31 protein-coding genes are annotated in these 24,406 nt (G+C 60.3%); 14 read left to right on the plus strand and 17 right to left on the minus strand.

Annotated elements, in window-relative coordinates; all coding sequences use genetic code 11:
* Nucleotide 1: 1 nt before the first annotated feature.
* On the plus strand, nucleotides 2-1,111 hold the full coding sequence (locus tag AB8A27_RS14510; RefSeq protein ID WP_441242489.1) for a YeeE/YedE family protein: 1,110 nt from the start codon (nucleotides 2-4) through the stop codon (nucleotides 1,109-1,111).
* A gap of 5 nt (nucleotides 1,112-1,116) precedes the next feature.
* Here the strand turns inward: AB8A27_RS14510 and AB8A27_RS14515 are convergent, their stop codons facing one another.
* The 11 genes from AB8A27_RS14515 to AB8A27_RS14565 all read right to left on the minus strand — a co-directional run bounded on the left by AB8A27_RS14515 (nucleotide 1,117) and on the right by AB8A27_RS14565 (nucleotide 11,317).
* The gene (locus AB8A27_RS14515) at nucleotides 1,117-1,569 is read right to left on the minus strand and encodes a DsrE family protein (protein WP_441242490.1); all 453 of its coding nucleotides are present in this window, start codon (nucleotides 1,567-1,569) and stop codon (nucleotides 1,117-1,119) included.
* Nucleotides 1,570-1,599: 30 nt separating this feature from the next.
* Nucleotides 1,600-2,073, minus strand: coding sequence for a DsrE family protein (locus AB8A27_RS14520; protein ID WP_441242491.1), 474 nt, complete (start codon nucleotides 2,071-2,073; stop codon nucleotides 1,600-1,602).
* 88 nt (nucleotides 2,074-2,161) lie between these two features.
* Nucleotides 2,162-3,211, minus strand: coding sequence for a YeeE/YedE family protein (locus AB8A27_RS14525; protein ID WP_441242492.1), 1,050 nt, complete (start codon nucleotides 3,209-3,211; stop codon nucleotides 2,162-2,164).
* Between the two features lie 229 nt (nucleotides 3,212-3,440).
* On the minus strand, nucleotides 3,441-4,652 hold the full coding sequence (gene tcuB, locus AB8A27_RS14530; protein WP_441242493.1) for a tricarballylate utilization 4Fe-4S protein TcuB: 1,212 nt from the start codon (nucleotides 4,650-4,652) through the stop codon (nucleotides 3,441-3,443).
* Nucleotides 4,636-6,066: an FAD-dependent tricarballylate dehydrogenase TcuA gene (gene tcuA / locus AB8A27_RS14535; RefSeq protein WP_441244912.1), complete on the minus strand. Its 1,431-nt coding sequence runs from the start codon at nucleotides 6,064-6,066 to the stop codon at nucleotides 4,636-4,638. Before tcuA ends, tcuB begins: the two co-directional genes overlap by 17 nt.
* 62 nt (nucleotides 6,067-6,128) lie before the next feature.
* A complete protein-coding gene (locus AB8A27_RS14540; protein WP_441242494.1) occupies nucleotides 6,129-6,881 on the minus strand; it encodes an IclR family transcriptional regulator in 753 nt (250 codons plus the stop codon).
* 11 nt (nucleotides 6,882-6,892) lie between these two features.
* Nucleotides 6,893-7,780: an NAD(P)-dependent oxidoreductase gene (locus tag AB8A27_RS14545; RefSeq protein ID WP_441242495.1), complete on the minus strand. Its 888-nt coding sequence runs from the start codon at nucleotides 7,778-7,780 to the stop codon at nucleotides 6,893-6,895.
* A gap of 76 nt (nucleotides 7,781-7,856) precedes the next feature.
* Nucleotides 7,857-9,068, minus strand: coding sequence for an ABC transporter substrate-binding protein (locus AB8A27_RS14550; protein ID WP_441242496.1), 1,212 nt, complete (start codon nucleotides 9,066-9,068; stop codon nucleotides 7,857-7,859).
* 14 nt (nucleotides 9,069-9,082) lie between these two features.
* Nucleotides 9,083-9,937: an alpha/beta fold hydrolase gene (locus AB8A27_RS14555; RefSeq protein WP_441242497.1), complete on the minus strand. Its 855-nt coding sequence runs from the start codon at nucleotides 9,935-9,937 to the stop codon at nucleotides 9,083-9,085.
* Nucleotides 9,934-10,329 carry a hypothetical protein gene (locus AB8A27_RS14560; protein ID WP_441242498.1) on the minus strand — a complete coding sequence of 132 codons (396 nt, stop codon included), beginning with the start codon at nucleotides 10,327-10,329 and terminating at the stop codon, nucleotides 9,934-9,936. Before AB8A27_RS14560 ends, AB8A27_RS14555 begins: the two co-directional genes overlap by 4 nt.
* Complete coding sequence (locus AB8A27_RS14565) at nucleotides 10,316-11,317, minus strand: Bug family tripartite tricarboxylate transporter substrate binding protein (protein WP_441242499.1); 1,002 nt, start codon at nucleotides 11,315-11,317, stop codon at nucleotides 10,316-10,318. The genes AB8A27_RS14560 and AB8A27_RS14565 overlap by 14 nt, the downstream gene beginning before the upstream one ends.
* Before the next feature lie 269 nt (nucleotides 11,318-11,586).
* Between AB8A27_RS14565 and AB8A27_RS14570 the strand changes: the two genes are divergently transcribed.
* The gene (locus AB8A27_RS14570; protein WP_441242500.1) at nucleotides 11,587-13,011 is read left to right on the plus strand and encodes an NAD-dependent succinate-semialdehyde dehydrogenase; all 1,425 of its coding nucleotides are present in this window, start codon (nucleotides 11,587-11,589) and stop codon (nucleotides 13,009-13,011) included.
* Nucleotides 13,012-13,182: 171 nt separating this feature from the next.
* Here AB8A27_RS14570 and AB8A27_RS14575 read toward each other — a convergent pair whose 3' ends face one another.
* Together AB8A27_RS14575 and AB8A27_RS14580 are read right to left on the minus strand one after the other, a co-directional pair.
* Complete coding sequence (locus AB8A27_RS14575) at nucleotides 13,183-13,383, minus strand: hypothetical protein (RefSeq protein ID WP_441242501.1); 201 nt, start codon at nucleotides 13,381-13,383, stop codon at nucleotides 13,183-13,185.
* Between the two features lie 325 nt (nucleotides 13,384-13,708).
* Nucleotides 13,709-13,879 (minus strand): hypothetical protein, encoded by a 171-nt coding sequence (locus tag AB8A27_RS14580; RefSeq protein ID WP_441242502.1) that lies wholly within the window; start codon nucleotides 13,877-13,879, stop codon nucleotides 13,709-13,711.
* Nucleotides 13,880-14,016: 137 nt separating this feature from the next.
* On the opposite strand from AB8A27_RS14580, the gene AB8A27_RS14585 reads away from it, so the two are divergent.
* The 3 genes from AB8A27_RS14585 to AB8A27_RS14595 are packed head-to-tail and all read left to right on the plus strand — an operon-like array spanning nucleotide 14,017 to nucleotide 14,842.
* Nucleotides 14,017-14,364, plus strand: coding sequence for a hypothetical protein (locus AB8A27_RS14585; RefSeq protein WP_441242503.1), 348 nt, complete (start codon nucleotides 14,017-14,019; stop codon nucleotides 14,362-14,364).
* Nucleotides 14,364-14,651 carry a hypothetical protein gene (locus tag AB8A27_RS14590; RefSeq protein WP_441242504.1) on the plus strand — a complete coding sequence of 96 codons (288 nt, stop codon included), beginning with the start codon at nucleotides 14,364-14,366 and terminating at the stop codon, nucleotides 14,649-14,651. Before AB8A27_RS14585 ends, AB8A27_RS14590 begins: the two co-directional genes overlap by 1 nt.
* Entirely contained in the window at nucleotides 14,651-14,842 is a 192-nt protein-coding gene (locus AB8A27_RS14595) for a hypothetical protein (protein WP_092151803.1), read from the plus strand. The genes AB8A27_RS14590 and AB8A27_RS14595 overlap by 1 nt, the downstream gene beginning before the upstream one ends.
* 1,015 nt (nucleotides 14,843-15,857) lie before the next feature.
* On the opposite strand, the gene AB8A27_RS14600 is transcribed toward AB8A27_RS14595, so the two are convergent.
* The 3 genes from AB8A27_RS14600 to AB8A27_RS14610 all read right to left on the minus strand — a co-directional run bounded on the left by AB8A27_RS14600 (nucleotide 15,858) and on the right by AB8A27_RS14610 (nucleotide 17,051).
* Nucleotides 15,858-16,250, minus strand: a complete 393-nt coding sequence (locus AB8A27_RS14600; RefSeq protein WP_441242505.1) for a hypothetical protein — start codon at nucleotides 16,248-16,250, stop codon at nucleotides 15,858-15,860.
* Nucleotides 16,251-16,373: 123 nt separating this feature from the next.
* A complete protein-coding gene (locus AB8A27_RS14605; protein WP_441242506.1) occupies nucleotides 16,374-16,547 on the minus strand; it encodes a hypothetical protein in 174 nt (57 codons plus the stop codon).
* A 285-nt stretch (nucleotides 16,548-16,832) separates the two neighbouring features.
* On the minus strand, nucleotides 16,833-17,051 hold the full coding sequence (locus AB8A27_RS14610) for a DUF3622 domain-containing protein (RefSeq protein WP_441242507.1): 219 nt from the start codon (nucleotides 17,049-17,051) through the stop codon (nucleotides 16,833-16,835).
* A gap of 887 nt (nucleotides 17,052-17,938) precedes the next feature.
* On the opposite strand from AB8A27_RS14610, the gene AB8A27_RS14615 reads away from it, so the two are divergent.
* The 7 genes from AB8A27_RS14615 (at nucleotide 17,939) to AB8A27_RS14645 (ending at nucleotide 21,872) form a co-directional block, all read left to right on the plus strand.
* On the plus strand, nucleotides 17,939-18,343 hold the full coding sequence (locus AB8A27_RS14615; RefSeq protein ID WP_441242508.1) for a hypothetical protein: 405 nt from the start codon (nucleotides 17,939-17,941) through the stop codon (nucleotides 18,341-18,343).
* A 39-nt stretch (nucleotides 18,344-18,382) separates the two neighbouring features.
* Complete coding sequence (locus tag AB8A27_RS14620) at nucleotides 18,383-18,832, plus strand: hypothetical protein (protein ID WP_441242509.1); 450 nt, start codon at nucleotides 18,383-18,385, stop codon at nucleotides 18,830-18,832.
* Nucleotides 18,832-19,560, plus strand: a complete 729-nt coding sequence (locus AB8A27_RS14625) for an SOS response-associated peptidase (RefSeq protein ID WP_441242510.1) — start codon at nucleotides 18,832-18,834, stop codon at nucleotides 19,558-19,560. Before AB8A27_RS14620 ends, AB8A27_RS14625 begins: the two co-directional genes overlap by 1 nt.
* Nucleotides 19,550-19,840 (plus strand): hypothetical protein, encoded by a 291-nt coding sequence (locus AB8A27_RS14630; RefSeq protein ID WP_441242511.1) that lies wholly within the window; start codon nucleotides 19,550-19,552, stop codon nucleotides 19,838-19,840. Before AB8A27_RS14625 ends, AB8A27_RS14630 begins: the two co-directional genes overlap by 11 nt.
* A 34-nt stretch (nucleotides 19,841-19,874) precedes the next feature.
* Nucleotides 19,875-20,204, plus strand: a complete 330-nt coding sequence (locus tag AB8A27_RS14635; protein WP_441242512.1) for a hypothetical protein — start codon at nucleotides 19,875-19,877, stop codon at nucleotides 20,202-20,204.
* 676 nt (nucleotides 20,205-20,880) lie between these two features.
* Entirely contained in the window at nucleotides 20,881-21,174 is a 294-nt protein-coding gene (locus AB8A27_RS14640) for a hypothetical protein (protein ID WP_441242513.1), read from the plus strand.
* A 329-nt stretch (nucleotides 21,175-21,503) separates the two neighbouring features.
* Nucleotides 21,504-21,872, plus strand: a complete 369-nt coding sequence (locus AB8A27_RS14645) for a hypothetical protein (RefSeq protein ID WP_441242514.1) — start codon at nucleotides 21,504-21,506, stop codon at nucleotides 21,870-21,872.
* A 68-nt stretch (nucleotides 21,873-21,940) separates the two neighbouring features.
* Here AB8A27_RS14645 and AB8A27_RS14650 read toward each other — a convergent pair whose 3' ends face one another.
* Nucleotides 21,941-22,144, minus strand: a complete 204-nt coding sequence (locus tag AB8A27_RS14650; RefSeq protein ID WP_441242515.1) for a CsbD family protein — start codon at nucleotides 22,142-22,144, stop codon at nucleotides 21,941-21,943.
* A gap of 339 nt (nucleotides 22,145-22,483) precedes the next feature.
* Between AB8A27_RS14650 and AB8A27_RS14655 the strand changes: the two genes are divergently transcribed.
* Both AB8A27_RS14655 and rpoH read left to right on the plus strand, forming a co-directional pair.
* Nucleotides 22,484-22,936, plus strand: a complete 453-nt coding sequence (locus AB8A27_RS14655; protein WP_441242516.1) for an Hsp20 family protein — start codon at nucleotides 22,484-22,486, stop codon at nucleotides 22,934-22,936.
* 68 nt (nucleotides 22,937-23,004) lie between these two features.
* Nucleotides 23,005-23,940 (plus strand): RNA polymerase sigma factor RpoH, encoded by a 936-nt coding sequence (gene rpoH / locus AB8A27_RS14660; RefSeq protein WP_441242517.1) that lies wholly within the window; start codon nucleotides 23,005-23,007, stop codon nucleotides 23,938-23,940.
* Nucleotides 23,941-24,406: the final 466 nt, after the last annotated feature.

A 24,406-nucleotide genomic window follows, 5' to 3' on the forward strand; every position in this document is an offset into this window, starting at 1 on the left:
CATGCAGAACATGTCTGCCTGGTTATCGGCGCTGGCTGGCTTTGCCATCGGCGTTGCTGCGGGATTTGCCGTGCGACGTGCGCGCCTTTGCACGTTTGGTGCGATTGAAGACGCGTTGATGGGCGGTGACAACCGTCGCCTCAAGATTTTCGGTCTGTCGCTCGGCGTCGCCATGCTTGGCACCCAGGCCCTGATCCTGTCCGGCTTTCTCGCGCCCGAACACACCACTTACGTTCCCACTGCACTGCCCCTCATTGCCATCGTCATCGGCAGCATCATGTTCGGCGCCGGCATGGCGATGGTCGGCACTTGCGGCTTCGGCTCGCTGGTCCGGCTCGGCACCGGCGATCTCAGGAGCCTGATCGTGATCCTCGTGCTGGGCGCGACGGCCTACGCGACCTTGCGCGGATTGTTCGCCGATCTTCGCATTGGCGTGCTTGAGCAGCTGTCGATCCGCATGCCGGACGGCATACGCTCCGACTTTGCATCGCTGCTGACGCAAGCGACCGGCCGCGATCTGCGCGTGCCGCTTGCCATCATTGTCGGCACCGGCCTCTGCTGGCTGGCGCTCGGCGACAAACGCCTGCGCCGCGCGCCGCGCTTGCTCACTGCCGGTGTCGCCCTCGGATTGCTCACGATTGCCGGCTGGATCGTCACGGTAGGATTGAACGACGATTTCGCGGGCCCGCCGCGCCCGCAAAGCCTGACATTCGTGTCGACGATCGGAAAAGCACTGTATGCCGGCGTTCTGAATGTCGCGAACTTCGCCGATTTCGGCGTCGGCAGCGTGTTCGGCGTCATTGCCGGCGCATGGGCCGCAGCATGGTTCGCGGCCGAACTGCGATGGGAAGCCTTCGACGACGATCACGAAATGCGCCGCCATCTCATTGGCGCCTGCCTGATGGGTATCGGCGGCATCCTGGCCGGCGGCTGCACCATCGGTCAGGGCATCACTGCGGGATCGATGCTGGCGCTGTCCTGGCCGATTGCCGTCGGCGGCATGGTGCTCGGCGCGCGGATCGGCATTGCAATCCTGGTCGATGGCTCGCCGCGCGACCTCATCCATCGCAATTGGATGCTGCTCGCGCGGAAAGCGCCGCCATCTAAGTAGACGCGTTAAGGCTTCAGATAGCTCCAGCCGGCTTCCTGCAATTCGATCAGCCTGACGGCACCCGATGGCACGACCGATGCCTCGGATACGACGCTGATCGCCTTGCCTTCACGCTTCTCCATGCCCTCTTTGGTATTTCCGCAGGCGATGAATTTGACGCTGGAGGGGAAGCTGGCATCGACGATCTGCTTGATGCGGTCCTTCACCGGCGAGGTGTCGTCGCGCAGCATGTGCAGACCCGGCCCATAAGTGACAATCTCGATCTGAACGTCCTCGCCCTTGGCCTTGTAGAACTCCATAACATTGGTCGCATTGTTCAAGGCCAGATTCATCAAAGCGGGATCGTTCTGATTGACCTGAATGGCGACGCGATGCTCCTTCGAGCCCGCGGCATGAGCGGACGACGCGACCAGCGCAAACAGGACGGCTCCGGCAATTGATTTCAACAATGATCGCATCTCAAAACTCCTTTTCTGGGATGTATAATTTCAGGGGCGCACGATCGTGAAACCGCGCTCTGCCAAATCCAGCAAATGGCCGACGCCGACCTGCACTTCCACCGCATGCGGATTGATCTTCGGCCGCTTGCCGGTGTCGCGCTCGATCGTGTCCAGCGTATTGCCGCAGACGCTGAAACGCACGCCCTGGGTCACCAGACTGTCGACCAGCGCACGATGTTCATTGGTGTCGCGCAGCAGATCGATGCCGGGGCCGAAAGTGACCACCTCGACCGCCACCTTGTCAGGCCCATAGGCCTTCAGGAGATTGCTGGCAACGCTGAGAACGAGGCGTTCTTTCTTCGGATCGGAATCGGAGAGCTGCAATGCGATGAAATGCTCGGCAAAGGGCTTGTCCGGCGCGGCATCCTGTTTGGCTGGCCGTGTCTGTGCAGCGAGCGGCGGCGTCGCACATAACACCAGCGCAAGAACCGACAGACAGAAAAGCAGTCCTCGCTTAGTCATCGCGCACAAAACCTCTGACGATCAGAGGATTGATTAGCAATCACCCCGCGCCGGCGCAATCAAACTCACGACGCGTATGTGGAGGCTCTTATTGCGCCGCAAACGCCGGACGCAGCGCCAGCCCGCGGATCGCAACTGCAGCGCCCGCAAAGATGCCGGCAACGGCCACAAAGGACGGCAGCGCGAGCGTCGACAGGCCAGTCAGCCCCTGCCCGATCGAGCAGCCATAGGCCATCGCGCCGCCGATCCCCATCAGCGCCGCGCCAGCCATCGAGCGGCCGGTATGACGCGCAGATGAATAGCCCTCGAATTCGAAGCGTCCGGTCAGCAGCGCGGTCAGCAAACTGCCAACGAACACACCCGCCACCAGCGCAATGCCGAAATTCAGCGTCATGCCAGTCGACAGCATGATGTATTGCAGCGTATCGGCAGCCGGCGACACGAATGTGAGCGACGCCACCGGAATCGGATCGAACTCATCGGCGCCAAGCCAGCCGGTGGCCAGCCAGCCCGCGATCACCAGCAGGCCCATCACCAATCCCGCCACGAGCTGCCCCGGCGAACGACGAAGCTCGCGATGCGACAATGCGAAGACGAGGAGCGCACCGCCGACGATCAGCGTTGCCGCGATACGCGCACTCGCTTCGTGCAGACCGAGCGTGCCGAGCAGCGACGGCACCGAATTCGCACCCGGCGTCATCTGCGTCCATTGCAGGATCGACAGCCGCATCGGTGCGAGCAAGCCTTTCAAGGTCATCTGCGCCGTGACGCCGATGATCGCGATCACGACCAGCGACCGCAGATTTCCCTTGCCGAGCAACACCAGCGCACGGGATGCGCAACCATTCGACAGAACCATACCGAGGCCGAACAACAGTCCGCCGACAAAGATCAACGGCGCCGAGAATGACGGCTGCAGATAAAGCGACTTCGCGATCTCGACCACGCCGGTGCCGGCGATGAACTGCGTGCCGAACACGGCAACGGCAACCGCCAGCGCATAGCTTCGGATCTTTCGTCCGTCGTCATGCGCCCACCAGTCGCGCAGGCTGCTCATGAGGCAAAAACCGCTCAGCAGGCCGACTACGCCGAAAACGGCGCCAATCGCAAAACCCGCGACAACCGGGAGCGCAAACATCGCATGATCCGAACGTAATTTGAGGTGATGACGCCGGATTACTACTGGCAGTTTCAGAACCGGTCCAGTTGGCGCATGATTTAAGGAGGAAATCCCAAGAAAAACAACAGAAGAGAAATATTATTCTATATCGTCGCCGAATGTCAGCAAATGTGTGTCACGCAGCCGAATGCATGAACCTCATATTGCGGGCACACGCGTTTCGCCGTCGCATCGTCGATGTATCAGGCTACTCCCCGCCGAGCCCCAGCCTGTTCGGCATCCGCTTTTCGATGTTGAACTTGAGCAGCGCCGCCGAGCGGAAAATTCCGTGGGCGAATTTGCCGTAGGGCAGCGTGAGGAACAGCGCCATCACGGTGCCGAGATGGATCGCGAGCCACAGCGCCATGAAGCGGGTGTCGCGCAAGAGCAGCAGCGCGAAGCCGGTCACGCTGACCAGCAGCAGCAGCATAATGAAGCCGCGATCCATGGCGTTCTGCTCGACGTCGGCGCGCAGCGCAGCGCGCTTCATGTTGAGCCACAGCAGACCGATCGGCCCTATGATGAGACCGATACCGCCGAGCGAGCCGAGAATGACCGGCGCACTGATGAACGCGTAGGGCGCGTGGAGATTCCACAGATAGTGATACAGCGTCGCCACGCAGGTCGCCGCGAAGCAGAGCAGGAAGCCGTAGAGCGTGAAGTGGTGGAAGCGCCGACGCCACGGCGTGAAAGCATCGTCATCCTCGTTGCAGCCGTCGCCATGGCCGCCGCCGAGATAGCGCAAGCGCGCGACGTCATGAACGGCTTCCGCGACCGCAGGCATGCGCGCCTGCGCAGCCGCCTTGATATCGGCGGGGTTGCCGTCCTTCGTCGGCGAGACCTCGCGCCAGAATCTGGCGACGCCGATGGCCAGCGCCAGCATCGCGAACAGAAACACCACGCCGAACAGCAACGCCAGGAAGTTGTGCGGGAAGATCGCGTAGAAATTGCCGGCCAATGGCGCGTGGATCAGACGTCCGTTCATTGCAATCGCGAGGATCATGAACAGCGCGAGACCGCCGGACAGCGCAAAGGCGACCGTCAGCCCCGCACGCTCATAGAGGCAACCGAAAGCAAGCGGCCACGCATAGTCCTGATAGGTGCGTACGCGCACCTTGGCCATCGCCTGCGGGACATTGACCGCGAATTCATGCGGCGGCGCATACTGGCAGGCATAGAGGCAGGAGCCGCAATTGTGGCAGAGATTCGCCAGATAATGCGTATCGGCCGCATTGAATTCGAGCCGGCGCGTCATCGCGGGGAATACGGCGCAAAAGCCTTCGCAATAACGGCAGGCGTTGCAGATCTGCATGACGCGCGCGATCTCGGCCTCGCCGGTGGTCAGTGCATCCGCGAAATTCACGCCACCTTCGCAGGCGCCGCCGGATACGGGCGCAGTCAGTTCAGTGACCGGCAGCATAGGCCAGCTCCTCTTTAAACGTAGGATGGACGTGCCCGGTGACGGCCGCGGCGTTGACGCCAGCGATGCGGCCGAACGCCGTGCCGATGCTCATGCCGACGCCGGCCGTATAGCCCTTGCCAAGCACGTTGCCGGCGACCATCTCGCCGGCGGCGAACAGGTTGCTGCTGGCGACGCCGTTAAAACGACAGGCCGCGGTGTCATCGGTCTTCATGCCCAGATAGGTGAAGGTGATGCCGGGCTTGAGCGGATAGGCATAGAATGGCGGCGTATCGATCACGCGCGCCCAGTGGGTCTTGGCCGGAGCAAGGCCTTCCGTGCGGCAATCATCCAATGCGGTGTGATCGAAAGTGCCGGGACGACACGCCGCATTATAGGCCGACAGGGTCTCGACGAATATCGCGGGATCAACGCCGATCTTGACCGCGAGTTCTTCCAGCGTATTCGCCTTGGTGCCGTCGAACACCGGCGGCATGAAACGGCCGATGGCCTTCTGGTCGATGATCGACCACGCGGTCTGGCCGGGCTGCTGCGCGACGAGACGCCCCCAGATGGCGTAGCGCTTCGGCCAGAAGTCCTCGCCCTCGTTATAGAATCGCTTTGCCTCGCGATTGACGACGACGCCGAGCGACACGCAATCGATGCGCGTGCAGATGCCACCGTCATAAAGCGGCGCGCGAGCGTCGATGGCGACGCAATGCGCCTGGGTCGGGTCGCCGATGCTATCGGCGCCGGCATCGATCATGAATTTGAGCAGCACGCCCTGATTGAAGCGGGTGCCGCGGATCAGGAAATTCTCCGCGGTCCATTCGCCGCGCTCGTTCTGCCCCCAGGCCTCGCGCTGCCATTCCAGATTGGATTCGAAACCGCCGCAGCCGAGCACGCAGCTTTTTGCAGTGATGCGCTCGCCCGACTCGGTGATCGCTGCGACGAACTCCCCGTCCCTGAGTTCAAGGCTTTTCACCGGCGTATCGTAACGGATCTCGACGCCGAGCGCCTCGGCACTGCGGTAATAGGCATTCACCAGCGCCTTGCCGCCACCCATGAAGAAGGCGTTGGTGCGTGCCACATGCAGCGCGCCGGACAAAGGTGGCTGGAAATGCACGCCGTGCTTGCGCATCCATGGCCGGCAACGCGAGGAATGGCGGATCACCATCCGCGCCAGCGGCTCGTCGGTCAATCCACCCGTGACCTTCAGGAGATCCTGCCAATACTCTTCTTCGGGATAGGCCTCGACCAGCACATCCTGCGGTTCGTCATGCATGCAGCGCAGGTTACGCACATGCATCGAATTGCCGCCGCGCCATTCCTTTGGTGCAGACTCGAGCATCAGCACCGACGCCCCTGCCTCGCGCGCCATCAGCGCCGAACACAGAGCCGCATTGCCGCCGCCGATGACGAGCACGTCAGGCATCGCTGGAGTCGTCACCATGGATCAGGCCATTCCTGCGCAGCTTCGTGCTGCGCGCAAAAGTGTCAGCGTCGATAGGCCGGCCATTCGCCACCCAGATTTTTCGTAAGCGCCTCGGCAACCGGGCCGAGCACACGTTTCATCTCGGCGATCTCTGCCTCACCGAAGCGCTCCCGCGGCCCCGACAGCGAGATCACACCGACCAGCATGCCGCGCGGGCCGAACACAGGTGCAGCCACCGCCGCGCAGCTCGGATCGCGTTCGCCGAGCGAGACATCAAAACCAGTGGTTCGAATAGCGTCGTAGCGTTGGCCGGTGCTGCCAGCGTAAGCGAGAATGATATGTCCGGCTGCGCCGCGCAGCAGCGCGTAACTGTGACCGGCCTCGACGCGGTCGAGTGTCGCGTGTCGCGAATTGACCCGAAACAGGCAGACGCGGTTGTCCGCATCCTGCCGCACATGGAATGACGCACTCTCGGTGCCGCGATCAACCAGTTCCTGCAGCGCCGGAAGGACATGATGCCCGAGCGCATTCTTGCGTGTGAAGGCGACGCCGAGGCGAAACGCGGTCGGCCCGAGATCGTAGCTGCCGTCCGGCAAACGCGTGACATAGCCAGTCGGGATCAGCGATCCCAGCAGGCGCAGGATGGTGCTCTTGTAGAAGCCCGTACGCACCGCGAGTTCGGCCAGCGTCATCGGCTGGTCGGCGGTTTCCAGCGCGGCGACGATCGACAGCGCCCGCTCGACGGCGGCGACGCCCTCGCCGGTTTCACGCACCGAGGATTCCGTCGTCGCAGATTTGGTCGCGGGCTTCTTCATGGGGCTTCCGATCAGCTCGTGCGCGATGCCTTGATAACGCGCGCCACAACCGGCCAGTAGAGGTCGCCATCACCGGCGTCAATCGCCTCGCCAAGGAGCTTGTCGGCAAGTTCCGCCCCCTGCAGCTTGATATCAACCGATTTGGCAAGATCGAGCGCGTAGGAGATGTCCTTGCGGGCGTATTCGGTCGAGAAGGCCCGCTCCGGGAAGGTGTCGGGCAGCATCGCCTTCATGCCGTGGTTGCGCAGCGCAAAACTGTCAGCCGAGCCCTTGGCGAGCGTCTCGAACACCAGCTTGGGGTCGAGCCCGGCACGCTTCGCCGTCTCCAGCGCCTCGCCGAGCGCGACGACGGTCTCCATCAGCACCATATTGTTGAGGATCTTCACCACCTGCCCGGCGCCGATATCGCCGCAATGGGTAATGTCGGTCGCAAAGGTCGCGATCAGCGGCTGCAGTTTCTTGAAGATCGCCGGATCGGCACCGACCATGACGCTCAGTGTGCCTTCTTCCGCCGCCTGCCTTGTGCGGGCGATCGGCGCATCGGCATAGTGTGCGCCCTTCGCGGCGAAGCGCTTGGCGAGCTCGCGGCTGGCTTCCACCGGCGAGGTGCCGAGGTCGACGATGGTGTGGCGCGCATCGGCATGCGCCAGCAAACCGTCATCACCCTCGCACACCGCCTGAACATGCTTGCCGCTCGGCAGCGCCATGAAGATGACGTCGCACTGCTTGGCGAGTTCGGCCAGCGACGTCGCGCGCTTAACGCCCGCTTCGGCAAGACGCGCGAGCGGCGCATCGGCGCGGTCGAAGCCGTAGACCGGCACGCCCGACTTGCGGGCCAGATTGCGGCACATCGGCTCGCCCATCACACCAAGACCGATGAATCCAATGGCAATCGTCATGCCGCGTTCCTTTTCATTCCAGATCGAGATCAGAGGGCGGACGCGGCATGACCGCGTCCGCGGGATGTTGAACCGTTCAGCCCTTGACAAGCGGGCAGTTGCCTTCGCTCATCGGGCGGAAAGCCTGTTCGCCGGGCGAAGTCGTGACGACCTTGTAGTAGTCGTATTTGTACTTCGATTCTTCCGGCTTCTTCACCTGCACCAGATACATGTTGTGCAGCACACGGCCATCGGGACGCACGGTAACGTCCTTGTTGTACATGTCGTTGACCTTCATCTCGTGCATCTTCCTGGCAACGACGGCGGGGTCCTTGGTGCCAGCGGCCTTCACGGCTGCAAGATAATGATGCACGCCGCTATAGACGCCGGCCTGCACCATGCTGGGGACCTTGTTGTTGGTCAGCGCGAAGTAACGCTTGGTCCAGGCGCGGGTCTCGTCGTTCAGGTCCCAGTAAAACGAGGTCGTGACCTGCAGGCCCTGCGTCGCCTTGAGACCGAGCGCGTTGACGTCGGTAATGAAGACAAGAAGACCGGCAAGCTGCTGGCCGCTCTCGACGATGCCGAATTCGCCGGCCTGCTTGATGGCGGTCTGCACGTCAGCGCCCGACGTGGCCAAGCCGACGACCTTGGCCTTGGAGCCCTGCGCCTGCAACAGGAACGAGGCCATGTCGGTGGTGCCCAGCGGATGCGCGGATGAGCCGATCACCTTGCCGCCAGCCCCCTCGATGAACTTCGTCGCATCCCGCTGCAAGGCGTGTCCAAAGGCATAGTCGGCGGAGATGAAATACCAGGTGTTGCCCCCGGCCTTGGTGATGGCCTCAGAAGTCAGCTTCGACAGCGCATAGGTGTCATAGTTGAAGTGAAACGAGACCGGCGAACAGGCCTTGCCGGTGAAGTCCGATGAGCCCGGGCCGCTGATGGTGAAGATCTTGTTCTTCTGCTTGGCAACTTCGAGGATCGCAAAGCCGGCCGACGAAGCCGCGCCATCCGCAATCATATCGACGTTCTCGGTGTCGAACCAGCGGCGCGCAGTAGCCGCGGCGACGTCAGGCTTGTTCTGGTGATCGGCGGTGACCACCTCGATCTTCTGGCCGTTGATCTCACCGCCGAAATCTTCCGCCGCGAGTTTGGCGGCCGCCACCGAGCCGACGCCGCCGTTGTCGGCGAACACGCCGGACTGATCGTTCAGCACGCCGATCTTGATGGTCTCGGCCGCACTGGCGACCTGCGCCGACAGCACGAGTACGGCGGATAGATAAAGACTTGTCGTAAATGCCCCGGTTGTCATGCGATGCCCTCTCCTCAGATTTTCTGTTGTTGGATTTTCTCAAGCACCGGCGCGATGTAACGCCGGAATTGCGCGGGGTTCTCGCTCATCGGGAAATGACCGAGCTGCTTCATGACCGTGACCTCCGCACCCACGATGCCGGACGCCGTTCGCACGGTGTCTTCAGGCATGCAGGAGAAGTCATATTCACCGGTGAGCAGATAGAGCGGACAGGTCGTGGTATCGATCGCTTTGGTGCGGCCACGCAGGTCGCCATCGACGCGATAGAAATAGAGGTCGCCCTTGAACACGCCGGGGCCACCCTGCTTGTAGGCCCACAGGGTTTCCATGCGCGCCTCCGCCGGAGACTGCGGCGCGACGAGGCCGGAGACGAGCGCAGCGCAGACTTCACCGCCGTGAATGTCGGGGCGATTGAGCCAGGCGGTGTCGTACCAAGGCGCCTGAAAGTCTGCGGCTTCAAGTCCAATTAATGCGCGGAATTCACTGGCGTGATCGATGGCGAGATTGAGCACGATGCGGCCGCCGATCGAGCAGCCCATCACCACCGGTCTGTCGAGATCGAGCGCCGCGCAAAAGGCGCGGATCGTCCGCGTGTAGCGCGCTGTGGTCAGCTGATATTCGCTGCCGTCCCAGTTGGCCGGCGGGTTCGACTTGCCGTGCCAGGGCAGATCGAAAGCGATGATGCGGAAGTGTTTCGTGAACTCCTCATCGGCCAGCATGTAGCGCCACTGGCGATTGTCGGAGCCCGCAGTGTGCAGACAGACCAAGGGGATGCCCTGCCCTGCTTCCTCGAAATAGATCCGGTGCATGGTGCCGTCGATATCGACATGCACATAACGGCCGACCATTGGTTCGATATATCCGGTCAAGCCGCACCTCCAACGCCGCGCGGCAGCGCGAGCAGATCCTTGAAATACTGCAGGTTGGTCATGAACGGCTTGATGTCGCCTTCGAGCGTGGCTTCGCCGCGCTTGGTGAGCGACAGCAGGTCATGCCAGCCGGCCTTCGGCATCGGCTGCCAGAAGGCGGTCCATGCACCAGGCGTCGCGCGATAGCCGAAGGTCCACGAGCGCATCAGCACCGGCGCCGGCACCATGTCGATGATACGGCCGGCGCGGATGGCGACGTGATAGGCCTGTTCGGTCGAACCGAGCAGGCAATCGACATCGAGAAGGCGGCCGCGCTGGATCAGCGCGGTGTCGCGCTCCAGCAACGCGGGCAACTGCGCGAAGGCAGCGCTGGCGGGATCAGATTTTTTCAAGGCCGGATTCCTTGATGATGCGGCCCCACAGTTCGGTCTGCTTGGTGACATGTTCGGCGAGGCCGGCAGGCGACGAGACATCGGGCTCAAGTCCGATATCGGCGAAGAACTTCTTCGCTTCATCCGTCGCCATCACCTGCAGGAAGGCCTTGTTGAGCTTGTCGACCACATCGGCCGGCACGTTCTTCGGGCCGAACAGCCCGCTCCAGGCTGCGAAGTCGTAACCGGGCAGACCGACCTCGGCCATCGGCGCGACATTCGGCAGCGACGCCACCTTCTGCACCGTGGTGACGCCGAGCGCGCGCAGGCTGCCATTGTTGATGAATTCACGCGTCACCGCGACATCGGTGATGACGAATTCGATGCGGCCGCCGAGCAGATCGGTGATGGCCTGCGGCGTGCCGGGATAGGAGATGCGCACGGCATCGATGCTGGCGAGAGAGCGCACCAGCTGTGCCGCCGCCATGCTGCCGGTGTTGCCCGAACCGTAGCTCAGCTTGCCGGGATTGGTCTTGCCATAGGCGATGAATTCCTTGAGGTCCTTCGCCGGAAAATCCTTGTTGACCACCATCACCAGCGGATTGCGCGTCAGGCGCGCGATCGGCGTGAAGTCGGCGACGGGATCGAACGGCATCTTGTTATAGAGATGCACATTCGCCGAATGGGTGGAGTTGGTGGCGAGATAGAGCGTGTAGCCGTCACCTGCGGCGCGCGCGACTTCCGCGGCGCCGATATTGGCATTGGCGCCCGGCTTGTTGTCGACGAGGATTTTCTGGCCCAGCACTGCGCCAACTTTTTCGGCGAGGAAGCGCGCTTCCACATCGGTGGCGCTGCCGGCAGGGAACGGCACCAGCAGCCTGATCATCTTGCTCGGATACGCGTCCTGCGCTTGTGCAGATGGCGCGAGTGTCACCGCGCCAATCGCCAGCATGCCTGCAATCGCTGCGCGCCGCGTGAGCGGCCATGCCGCAGCTCTTTGCACTCTCATGTCTCAACTCCCAATCGATGTTCTTGATGATTTTGTTGTTCAGCGCGCCCGACGCGCGACGACCGGTCCGTGCATGGCGCGCGTCGCGGCATTTGCCGCTGCGTTCTCCGCCATCTCGCATCGTCCGTTCGCGCCCATCTTCGATCTCTTCCAATCCCAGAACGTTCTGTCTAACAGAACACTTGTTCTATTATATCAACATATGATTGGATGCCGCGCAAGTGAGGCGGAGTCAACCGCTTCCGACGACCAGGAAAGTGGACTTCGACATGGCCTATCCCGACATCGAGCTATACGTGGACGGACACTGGCGCCGGGCATCCGGCACGCCGATCATCAATCCCGCCGACGAGAGCGTGCTCGGCACCGTGCCGCATGCGACCAGAGCCGATCTCGACGATGCGCTCGATGCGGCGACGCGCGGCTTCAACCTGTGGCGCAAGACAGCGCCAAACGCGCGCGCGCAGATCATCCTGAAAGCTGCCGCACTGATCCGCTCGCGCGTCGACGAGATGGCGACGGCGATGGTGCTCGAACAGGGCAAGCCGCTCGATCAGGCCAGGCTCGAGATCCTGCGCGGCTGCGAGATCATCGAATGGGACGCGACCGAAGGCATGCGCATGTATGGCCGCGTGATCCCCGCCGGCCCTGGCCTGCAGCACACGGTGTATCGCCAGCCGATCGGTCCGGTCGCGGCCTTCTCGCCGTGGAATTTTCCGATGAGTTCACCGGCCCGCAAGGTTGCCGGTGCGCTGTCGTCGGGCTGCTCGATCATTCTGAAAGCATCGGAAGAAACGCCGGCCGGCGCATTGCAGCTCGTGCGCGCGTTCCATGATGCCGGCCTGCCGCCGGGCGTACTCAACCTCGTCTTCGGCGACCCTGCCGAAATCTCCAGCTATCTTGTCCCGCATCAGGCCATTCGGCTGATCACCTTCACCGGCTCGGTGCCGGTCGGCAAGCATCTCGCGGCGATGGCGGGCCAGGCGATGAAGCCGGCCATTATGGAGCTCGGCGGTCATGGCCCGGTGATCGTGTGCGACGATGCCGATCCCGTTGCGACGGCAGCCGCATCGGTCGTTACCAAGTCGCGCAATGCCGGCCAGGTCTGCGTCGCGCCGACGCGCTTCTTCGTACACAAAGATCACTACGAGACCTTCGCCAGGAGCTTTGCCGAAGGCGCCGCAAAATTGAAGATCGGCAACGGCATGGATCCGTCGACGCAGCTAGGACCACTGGCGAATGGTCGCCGAGTCGATGCGATGGAGCGGCTGGTGGCCGATGCCAAGAAACGCGGCGCGCGCGTACTCGCCGGCGGCGAGCGCATCAACAATCGCGGTTTCCTCTATCCGCTCACCGTGCTCGCCGATGTGCCCGACGATGCCTTGGCGATGAACGAAGAACCGTTCGGCCCGCTGGCGCTGGTCAATCCGGTCCGTGATCTGGACGAAGCCATCGCGAAGGCAAATGCATTGCCGTTCGGCCTCGCCGCCTATGCCTTCACAAAGTCGGCCGACAACGTGCAGCGGATCGCCAACGACGTGGAGACCGGCAATCTCACCATCAACCACTTCGTGGCTTCGACGGCGGAAACACCATTCGGCGGCGTCAAGGACAGTGGCTATGGCCGCGAAGGCGGCACCGAAGGCCTAGCCTGCTACACCGTGACGAAGAACGTCTCGCATAAATTTGCGTGAAGCATTTGTAGAAGCTGGGATGATGAACAGAAAACCCGCGCTAACCCGCGGGTTTTCTTTGCGGTGCTCGCTCGTTCTTACAAACTGAGAAGCGCGCTCAGAACGTTCCTGCTTTACGCTTCATAGAAAATTTGGATGACGCACCGGAACGGAGAGAAAACGTAGCGTGGTCTAGGAAGAGCTGATGTCGCCGCTGGCCAGGCTCACCAACTGGTAGAGTTCGATGCGCTCGCCTGCCAGGTTTTTGACGATTACTTCGTCGAAGCCGTCTTCTTCAAGCTCCTTGACCTTGGCGAGCGCCGTTTGGGGAGTCTCTACAATGACCCCTACGATGGAGCCTCCAGCCGTCTTCGCGTCGACCCGATAGGTCATGATTGCCCCCAAAATCAGAGGCTAACAGCAGCGGCCTACTTTGGAAATCATAGCGGTCTAACTTGGCAGCAACGAACTCTTCGAACGAAAAACCGGTCAGCAAGTTGCCCTCCAAAGTTGTCTAATCTTGTAGACAAATTGCAGGTGACTGTTTTATCGTTCGCGAAACTTTCTGAGCAATAACGGAGCGTTCTTCGATCGTGGCCTACAGCATCTACGGGACCCCTCAGAGGCAGCCGGAGAAAGTATTCTACGGTACTGTGCAGACCCTCGAGCAGGCAGCGAGCGAACTTCGGAAGCTGCGCGACGCTGGCGTCCTGGACGTCTATGCGATTGGCTTCGATCCTGAGACGGCGAACATGCGGAAGCCGCCATGAGCCACGACTTCAACCAGGCCAGCGCAGGCCCGCTCCGCGAAGCGAACAAACACCAAAAATCGGATTGCTGACGCGCCGCCGCCCCGCAGGGCCAATTCGCTCGGCTTGTTGGTCGCCATCGCTGCATTTCCCAGACACCGCAGTACCGCGGCTACGACCGACACCGCCATTCGGCAAAGTGGTTCCCGACCATTGCGGAACGAATCACCAGCAGCGCATTTGAATCTGTGTTCTGTTGCGTTGTGGAGTAATGAGTATGGGACAGACTGGGACGCCATCGATCGTGCCGAGCGGGATCGATGAGACGGTCTATCTCGTTCTCGATTGCTTCGGTCGCGGCGGTTGCGTCTGGCGGGAAGCCGACGCTCAGCACACCGATTTGGAAACCGTCATCGCCGACCTTATGGCTGGCCAGTACAGCGATCCGCTCCGCGTGGTCGCGATGAATACTGTGGAAGGCTGGGCGCGAGACGTGCCTGCGGACGTCATTAGCGAAATACGGCGGCGAGCCGACCTGGCCAATGAGGACATCTCATCGTCGCTTGAGGAGTTCGTTAGCCATCACGCCGCCCCCCGTCGTCACCTTCCCAGGAGGCGGATGTGATGCCGTGGTCGACGACATTTTCAGAACCTATCGCGCTGCCCAATGGCGACAAGCTGACCACGCTACAGGAGGCCGGCGCCTATATCACACACCTCCCGAAAGCCGTTCACGACGATGCTCCGTGGCAGAATGCTATGCATGTGCTGATTGAGGCCGCCGATCACGACGGGCCAATCGAATTTGCCCGGCTAGCCATGCTGCAAGCGCTTTTCCCAAAGGGCACGCCAGTTTATCGCTCAGTCGACAGGGACTGGCGCAACAATCGCAACCTTGCGAGGGACAGGTGATGCGCGACATCGACATCATCACCAAGGCATTGGACGACGCGGAGAAAGTCATCCACGACTACAGCCGGCCCGGCCCACGCAACCCGGAATGGACGCTGCACAGGATGATCGACATCCTCGACCGCGAAGACGTGGTGGCTGCACGCAAGAGGCTTGCGCAGGGCTACGGCCATTTGCGTTTGGTGAGATAGCCGGACAGCGTCTGGCCACCTCATGCTTATTGAGTCAGCAGACAATAAACTCTGGTAGCCAAATTCGCATTCCGAAAAGGCCGCGCCAACGCGGCGCGGCAAGTTGTGTCCGTGCACAGTTTGCTTGATGCAGGACATAAGACAAAGCGGCTATTTCACACGTTGTTCCGCCGCTGAAGCGGCCTGTTTCATACAGTTCGAAGTTGCGTTTCCATCCGTCGATAAGGCAACCGGTCGATCCTATGATTTCCCAGCTTAGGGTTTTCACCGATGTCAGCTTAAAGGGTCCTGCACCATGGTCCCTATGTAGCAGAGCCTTTATTGAAAGGAGCCGACGATGACGGAGATCCCAGACCGCCGGGCGTTCCTGCGCTTAGCCGGCAATACGCTTGCAGTCGCCGCGATTGGTGCAGTTGGCATTCGTTACGTTGGAACGGTGCATGCGATGCCGATTGCGCCAGCTCCGGAAATTTCCGAAGGGCATCCGGATCTAATAACACCGGCGCAATGGGGACCGCCGCATGGACCTGGTTGGCAAAGGCGCAACCGACGCGGGCGACGATGGGTTTGCTGGTGGCATCGCGGGCGTCGCCGCTGCGGATGGCGATGGTAGGCCGAAGCACAATTGAAAACGCCCGGTTGAAAACGCCCGGTCGCCATTTCTGGCGCCGGGCAAGTTTACAGAGAAACCGCACCGGGTCATCCGGTCCCCCTCTCGGCCTGCAATGTGACTATGGCGCATACCGCCCGCCCTAACCTTGCGGGCTAATGTGTTGCCTGTTCGAACTCCCACGCGACATCGCCGAAGCGGCCAAGCGCCGAAGCCGCGCTGGGAGCCGACAACAGAACAAGCATCAAAAATCGGATTGCTTACGCGCCGCCGCCCCGCAGGGCCAATTCGTCGGCGATTTGAAAATGGTGGGGGAAGAAGGACTCGAACCTTCGAAGTCATAAGACGGCTGATTTACAGTCTCATTCGTCCCCTTGAAAAGGTTGAGCCCCGTAAGAAATTTCCTCATTCCCGCTTCTTTCGAAAAGGCACCACATGCCCTGGTCCCGGACGCTGCGGGAGCGTTGGTTGTTTAGGCCTCGGCGGCTCGTCGGGAAAGAACCGCTTCCAGCGATACGTCGCGTATCCGTAGAAATAGTCCCACCAAGTTTCAGTAACGCTGGCCTCACCCCACGGCATCGGATCTGGCTCCCCGCCATCGGCATCCTCAGGGATCGCGATCGGGATCGGTATGGCCGGGCTTCCCCACATGATGCCGCCAGGGCCCATGCGCGTATACTCGCACTCATCTGGCTCGGTGCATTCGTCAACGATGTCGATGAGCTGAACGATATTATCGGCAGAGAAGACCCCGACGAGGTCATGGGTCTCTATTATTCGAACGAGATAGGTTGGCATGCCATCTTACCGGCCCCGGTCAGGTCTCCCGAGTGGTAGCGATAGCATGTAAGGTCGTTGGGGTCACGCCCGCGCAGTTCCAAGGATACGGTGACGCGCTGCCGCTGTCCGCCAGAGTGAGACTTACATCCCGGGTTTCAGACCATCCTGCTTCTGCTCATTAAGGCGGTGCAGCAAAAATTCTGCTCCGTCGATGGCCAAGCCAGTCTGCCAGCGCCCGCTCACACTTACCGGCGTGTTTGTCTGCGTGTCCCAAACTGTCCAGCCGGTATCGAGCAAACGCATTTCATAGCGCATGTGCCAATGATGACCTATTGCCGGTGACGGTCAACATGCGCCGCAACATTCGATCAGCCTTCTAGCCAATCCCTCCTTCCCACCCTCGGCTTAAATGGCCCGTATGAAAGCAGACGGTCGGCTAGCAGTGTTTTGCCTCGTGTGCTTCGCTATCTTGATAGCGGGCATCATGGTGAAAAAATATTGGGACTGCCGCCTCAGGACGAAGCTCTCCCAAAACGAGTGCCTGTTTGGGCCATGGTGACAGTGAAGCTAAAACCAAAGAGGCCGCCCACTGAGGCGACCTTACTCGGGTATGCGTTTGTCTTCCTTTGCGAGGTCAGACAAAAAATCTGCCAGCGCGCGCTTCCCGGCAAATTGGGCGGCCGTCTCGGACTGAAAGCCGTCTGCCATCATTTTGATGCCCAACGGTTTGCTCTTGCGGCGTATCTCCCAGATCCAGCGATCAGGATACTCACCCCGTCGAGAAGTCGTGAGGTAATAGTCGTTGGGGTCAAGAGCCATACCACATACTAGTCCAGACCGCTGCGTTGCAGCAGACCTTAGTTTAAGCAAAAACATGCCAAAGGCAGTTCCACAGCTATTTTCAAACTAGGCGGCTGAAGCCGGAAAAAGGCCAATACCGCCCACTGAGGTGGCCTTAGTTCATCTTGCGGAGCTTTCGAATGATCTCGTGAAGATCGTCCGCGTATTCCTCAACAATCCGCCGCGCCTCCTCCGGTCGGGAGGGCTTAGACTCCTTCATCTTAATCTCGTTCGATTGGTTGTGGTTAGTCATGAAGCCAAAAGTCGATCCGGCGGGGGACATTTCCTTGAGCCAGATCAAACTAAGCCCTGCCGCACTCAGCCCACCTCGGCGGCCTTACTGTTTTGGATTGAAGCGTCCACCCAGGATTTTGATGCTTCCGGCCGAGGGCTGCGTATTCGTGAACTCAGCTATGGCCTTGGCTAGCTCAGCATCCGACATCGGGTTGACGGGCTGATGCAACGAGCCGTCCCGAAAGCTACGCTCGATGGCAGCGTAGTGCTCAGACTCATCTACAAGAATGAGCTTTTTTATCCGGGCTAGGATCGCAGAGAAGGGCATGAGGGGGATTGTGGCTGCTGTATCCAAATTAGGCCACCGTGATTTTCAAAACGGGCCACCAGGGATCGAAACAGGCCAGTACCCAGGCTTGGGCAAGAAGCCGCCCGGGTCCAGGCCGGGCGGCTTCTCTATGCGGTTACCAGTTCCCCAAGATCTCCAGTCCACCGCATGCCCGAAGGCTGCCGCGACCTAGTTAGCAGAGGGTTAACGCACTCACTCAAATTCGCGCGGTACTTCTCCCAGGCCCCCGAAATTCAACCTCTGCGGACTCGACTTTTGTTCTTGATATGTTCTATTCGAGGGCATGAGCGATAAACCCGCAAGCTGGCGCATGCCGACGCCCAAACAGATGGACAAGCTGGCTTCTAAGCCCAGCCGCGTGCCCGAGCCGCTTATTCCCCCGCCGGGCCCTGCGGACGACCTGCCCGAAGCTTATTGGGATTCGATCATTCGAGATCCGCGCGGACAGATCCGCACCGGCGTTCCCATTCAGCAGCGGCGCCTGTCGGAGATTCCGCGCCACGTCCTGAGGGTGGTCTGCCGACGATGCGACCGCATTGTGGAAATTCAGACCGCGGATGCAGTGCGTCTCTACGGATCCCATGCCATCTGGAAAGATGTTGGTATGAAGCTGCTCGACAACGGTTGCAGGGAGCGTACAGGAAGCCGCGAAGAGGATGGCTGCTGGCCGTCATTTGAGACCAACTAGCATTTTGATTTTCTATTTTGACTGCGCCTGGATGCCCATATGGCTCCGAAATATCACCCCACGCCCCTATCAGGCGGCGACCGGAAAGCTCTGAATAAAGAGCTCCGGCAAGCGCGCGGGATGACGCGCATCTTAGCTGCGCAGTCGGACGAGATGAGGTCGAAGGGTGACGCCCTGATCAGGCGGGCTGATCGCCTCCTCTGCGAAAGCTGGAACGAGCGGATGTGGGCGGACGGTGAGCCGATAGATCCCTCTCCTACGATCGATCAGGCCATCAATGGCGGCTTCTCGTGGCTTGAGATCGAGTGCTCACGATGCAAGACGCCAAACAACATTGACCTCGCTGAATTACGACGTCCGCCGACGACCTTCGTGCATGATCTCGCCCGCAGTCTCCGCTGCCAAAAATGCGTCAAGGCGGGTAAACGGCCATCCGCAACGCTGCTACAGTTGGGTGAGCGACCGCGCCACCTTCGAACGGACCCATAATGTGCAATCTCTATTCGATGACGAAGAACCAGGATGCGATCCGCCGGCTCTTCGGCGTCACTAAGGATAGCGCGGGCAACTTGGAGCCCTTACCGGGGATATTCCCCGACAAGATGGCCCCGATCGTGCGTAACAGCGCCGGCGACCGCGAGCTGGCGATGGTGCGATGGGGTATGCCGTCAGCCCAAAATGCGCTGCTAGAAGCAACAAAGAAGCGCGCGGCGAAACTGGAGGCCAAGGGCAAGACAGTCGATTTCAGCGAGTTGCTCCGCATGGAGCCCGACGGCGGCGTGACGAATATCCGCAACCTGAAAAGCAAGCATTGGACGCGTTGGACTGGCGTCGAGCACCGCTGCATCGTCCCGTTCACATCGTTCAGCGAGTTCAATAAGGACTATGGCGGCAATGTCTGGTTCGCGCTCGACGAGAGTCGGCCGCTCGCCTGTTTTGCAGGACTGTGGAAAGACGTGTGGACGTCGGTCCGTAAGGTCAAGGAAGGCGAGACGACCAACGACCTGTTCGGCTTCCTGACCTGCGACGCCAACAACTTCATGAAGCCGATCCACGGTAAGGCGATGCCGGTCATTCTTACGAAACCCGAAGAGGTCGAAGTATGGATGCGCGCGCCGTGGGACGAAGCGAAGGCGTTTCAGCGGCCTCTGCCCGACGACGCATTAAAGATCGTGGCGAGCGGTCCCGCAAAATCGGATGGCGCCGATGCGCACTGACACTCTGATCGTCATCGGGATGATAATCGCTTCGCCAGCCATCGCTCAGGATGCGCCAGTCCCCCAAAGGCCCGTCGTGACGCAGAAGATTACCCGGGCGCCCGAGCCAAACCAGTTCTATGAAGTCGACGCCACCGGAGCGGTCTGGATCGATTGGCGCGCCGTCGAGACTGTCGCCGCAAGCCCGCAGCGCAGCGACAATGCCACGGCCGTCATGATGCTCGCGATTCGCGACGGAAAGGCGAAGAGCTTTTCGGAGCGTAAGCCAGGGTCCAACTGAGACGTCGCCATGAGAATCGTGGCAGAAGCCGACCATGAACAAGCAGTTCGAGAAGTTCGTCAAAAATCGCCCCTACGCTAAACCTGAAGCTGCCGCAGCACGACTGCTGGAGATCGCAAAGGCAATCGGCGCCGACCGGAGAGGCATGATCCCGATCGGCGCGTGGAACGCGACCTTCCTCTGCAGAGACAAGGCGAACGCATCCGAATACGCCCTTGGCCGGGATCATCTCATCTCAAGCGGCCTCATCGAGATGCACGGTAGCGGCGGCTACATCATGTGGGGCCCCAAATGCGCCCCTGCTGACCGAACCGAGATGGGCGAAGGGATTACACTGCCGGCCGCTTCGCTTGGGCTGAAGTGACAGCTACACGCGCAGTGGCATCATCGTGATGCACGAATGCGGCGAGTTGGTCATGTGGACGACGGCGCAACAGGCAGCCGACGACGGGTCGGGAACCCAATCGATATCTTGAGAGTTTTAACGATGCTCTATGCCTTGCTGCGTAACGGCACCAGTACGAGTATCGGCCATGCGACGCATCAGAACCCTACCCTGTCCAAATTGCGGAGCCGCATCTTATTGGATCAGATGCTCCCTCCCGGAGAACGGCCTCGTTGCCCATTCCTACGAATGCCCAAAGTGCAGCTTCATCCACGCCGCCGTTGAACCAGATCCACTGATCAAAGCTCAGGGCTTGTTGAAAGGCGAACTGCGACCGCCGGAGAATTAGCTATGGTCAGGCGCCTCCTAGCGAAGCCATGGAATACGGAAGACGTCGCCAGGTTGAAAGAGCTGGTCGGTAGCGGAGCGACAGCTCTGCGTGCGGCCGCAGCGCTCGGCCGACCCATTACGTCTGTAAAAAGGAAGGCCTACGATCTCGGTTTAACGCTAGCCAGCGTCCGTAAGATAAGGGCGGACCTGCGACAGAGGGGTGCGATCGAGGAACGGCGGCGCCGCAAGCCGGCTGAAGCCATCCCCGCGGGAACCAATCCACCGCAGGACGTTTGAATCCGCCGTTCAGTTGCGGAGTTGCGTTGTGTCCTGGTCGGCCCGGTTTCCCGATCCTATTGCCCTACCCGACGGCGGTAAACTTGCGACCCTGCAGGACGCCGGCACCTACATCACTGGGCTACCGAAGCAGGCGTATGAGACGCCGCCGTGGCAGAACGCGATGCACGTCCTAATCCAAGCGGCCGAGTATGACGGACCTATTGAGTTCGCCCGTCTCGGCATGTTGCAAGCGCTCTTCCCAAAGGGCACGCCAGTTTATCGCGCAGTCGACAAGGCCCCCAAGTGGCGCAACAACCGCAACCTTGCGAGGGACGAGTGATGCGCGACATCGACATCACCAAGGCATTGCACGACGCCGAGAAAGTCATCCATGACTACAGCTGGACCGGCCCACGCCCCCCCGGAATGGACGCTGCAAAGGATGATCGACATCCTCGACCGCGAAGACGTGGCGGCTGCACGCAAGAGGCTCGCACAGGGGTACGGCCATTTGCGTTTGGTGAGATAGCCGGGTGCGTCTAGCCAGGCAATGATCCGAATTATTTCAAGCTGAGAAACTGACAAAAATTGTTGGCGCCCCTCTTGACCGAAGATCGCGAAACTCTACATCGGCAATCGCCTTTAAACGAAAGGAGTAAGGAGGCCCACATGACAACATCTGCCATGTCGATGAACGAAATCCACGCCAATTCCCTCCTCGCCAGTACCTTCACGCACCCGCGGGAGGTTCTCGCGAATCCCTTCTTAGACACTCTGCAAAAGCGATGCGTTCTTGCCGCTTGGGCATCGGATGCCTTCACCGTCGAGGGGAAGCCTTGGCTGCGCCAGATCCCAGGCTCCAACGAGACCGTCAGGATCGGCGATATTCTCGCGGCTCTCAGATCGCTTGATGAGGATGACGGCCCCCCGCCGAAGATGTTGCGAATGCCATTGCCCGGAGCGCCCATACGTGTCCGAGCTGTGGGTCAGACCGCACAAGAGATTCGACGCCGCCGTCTAGCAGACATCCATCCGTAAAGCCCCCACCTCAGGGAACACAAAAAGCCGTCGGGCAACCGGACGGCTTTTTGTCAACGTCCCGTTGATCACCAGCTTTGACGTGAGTACCAGTCGTCGATTTCTCTCGTGGCCTGATCCTTGGCGTAGCCATAACGCTCTTGCAGCCGACCCTCAAGTTGCTCACGTTTACCGTTGATAACGTCGAGGTCATCGTCAGTGAGCTTGCCCCACTGCTCTTTGACTTTTCCCTTCATCTGTTTCCAGTTCCCCTCAACCCTATTCCAATCCATGGTCCTTCTCCCTTTTTAGGTGAAGACAAAACGCCGATGTCCGGTCATTGTTTCCCGGTCTGTATGGAGCCGCGCGGCGAAAGCAAACCGCCGCACCGGCATGGCAACGGCTGTTCGACGCGCCTACGTGCCGGACCGACAGCGACGGGCCGGCGGCGCAGGCCGATTGCCACGATGAGGCGACCGAATCCCTAGAAAAAAAATTCGCGACCTCTTGAAACCGATCTTTGATTTTCATTATTTTATTGCCTGTCGGATGCCAGTCGGGTCCGACGGAAGCGGGCGCCGGTCGCGTCCGGCGTCTGCTCATACCCATCTTGCTCAATGGAGGATTTGGCTATGACAACTTTCGATTTCGCCCCGCTCTGGCGCTCAAGCATCGGCTTCGACCGCCTTTTCAATCTCGTGGATGCGGCTCAACGCGCGAACGAGGAAACTTTTCCGATGTATAACATCGAGCGCGTCGGCGACGATCGCTATCAGATATCGCTCGCGCTAGCTGGTTTCTCACCGGACAATATTTCGGTGACGGCCGAGCAGAACGTTCTGACCGTCGAAGGGCGCAAGGACGAGCAGCACCGGGACTTTGTTTATCAGGGAATTTCTGGCCGCGCTTTCAAGCGGCAGTTTAACCTTGAGGAGCACGTTCAGGTCACAGGCGCACACTTCGACAACGGCCTGCTGCAGATCGGCTTGATCCGCGAAGTGCCGGAAGTCATGAAACCGCGCAAGATCGAAATCGGCAGGTCTGATCAACAGAGGGTAGAAAAGCTACCTTCGCAAGCCGCCTGACAATCGTCCGCTGATAACGGCCGCGGCAGCGCAAGTTGCCGCGGCATTCCGATTGCATGGAGTTTACGATGTCGAGCATATCTCTTCCGATCTTGTCGGACGGCAGCGGGCTTACCCGCTATCTCACGGCCATCAAACAATTTCCCCTGCTCTCACCCGAACAGGAAGTTTCGCTTGCCCGAAAGCTGCGCGATGAAGATGACCGGGAGTCCGCGCTCCAACTCGTTACGAGTCACCTGCGCCTAGTTGCCAAAATTGCCATGCGATATCGCGGATACGGCCTTCCGATTGCCGACGTTATTTCCGAAGGAAATATCGGTTTGATGCAAGCGGTCAAGCGGTTCGATCCGGACCGCGGCTTCAGATTGGCCACTTACGCTACTTGGTGGATTAAGGCGACGATCCAGGACTACATCCTGCGCTCCTGGTCGATCGTCAAGATCAGTGCGTCGTCAACACAGAAGCGACTGTTCTTCAACCTGCGGCGGCTAAAAAGCAAGATTGCAGCCCTCGACGATGGAGACATGCGACCTGATCAGGTGACGACGATTGCCACGCGTCTGCAAGCGCCGGAGCCCGAAGTCATCGAAATGAACCGGCGTTTTCTCGGCGACATTTCACTCAACGCAAAAGCCAGGGAGGACGATGACGCGCCAACCGAGTGGCTGGACCGACTGGCTGACGACGTTGACCTTGAGCAAAACCTCCTCGAAAGAAGCGATTCAGAGCGGCAAACACGAGCGCTACGGAAAGCCCTCGATGCCCTTTCTGCGCGAGAGCAAAGGATCATTGCAGCTCGTTGGCTGTCGGATGACCCGGCGACACTTGATGAGCTTGGCAATGAATTCGGCGTGTCCCGCGAGCGAGTACGGCAGATCGAAGCCCGGGCGATAGAAAAGGCCCGCCGTTCGGCGCTGGCTCTAATGGGTAATTCTTGGCCCAATGATGTTCCGACACCGCACGCTCAATATGCGGCAAAGGAAGTGCCTCGACCAGCGCCGTAGCGCAGCGTTTCGCCACGGCTGAATATAAGAGGACGAGCCGCACTGAGACCGTTCAAACTTTGACGCTAGCCAGTCTTGGCCGAGCCTTCCCCTGAGTCCTACGCTTTGTAACACCAAAATGGCTTTGACAAAGCTCCAACGTGAAGCGATCGCAGCGGCTGCTGGACTGAGAGCGACGTCCCGAAGGTGCAAGCAGTTTGCTAAACTCGTCGGGTATCGATCAGTAGCCGATCGGCTAAATGCACTGGCAGCCAAATACCAAGAACAAGCCCGGAGCGTCGAGGAATGCGCCGGACTGCACTCGAACGGATTTGATCTTGACGACCGGCCTTCGTTTACTTTGCGAGGAAGGCGCCACAGTCCTCATAAATGATTACTGCCGCGGCTGGCCTTCAGCGATTGGCCACCGTCTGTTCAACAACTCTCTCACCTCTTCCCGGACATGTTCCGTGCCGGCGCAGAAACC

The sequence above is a fragment of the Tardiphaga sp. 768_D3_N2_1 genome, assembly GCF_052076105.1.
Classification (GTDB): Bacteria; Pseudomonadota; Alphaproteobacteria; order Rhizobiales; family Xanthobacteraceae; genus Tardiphaga.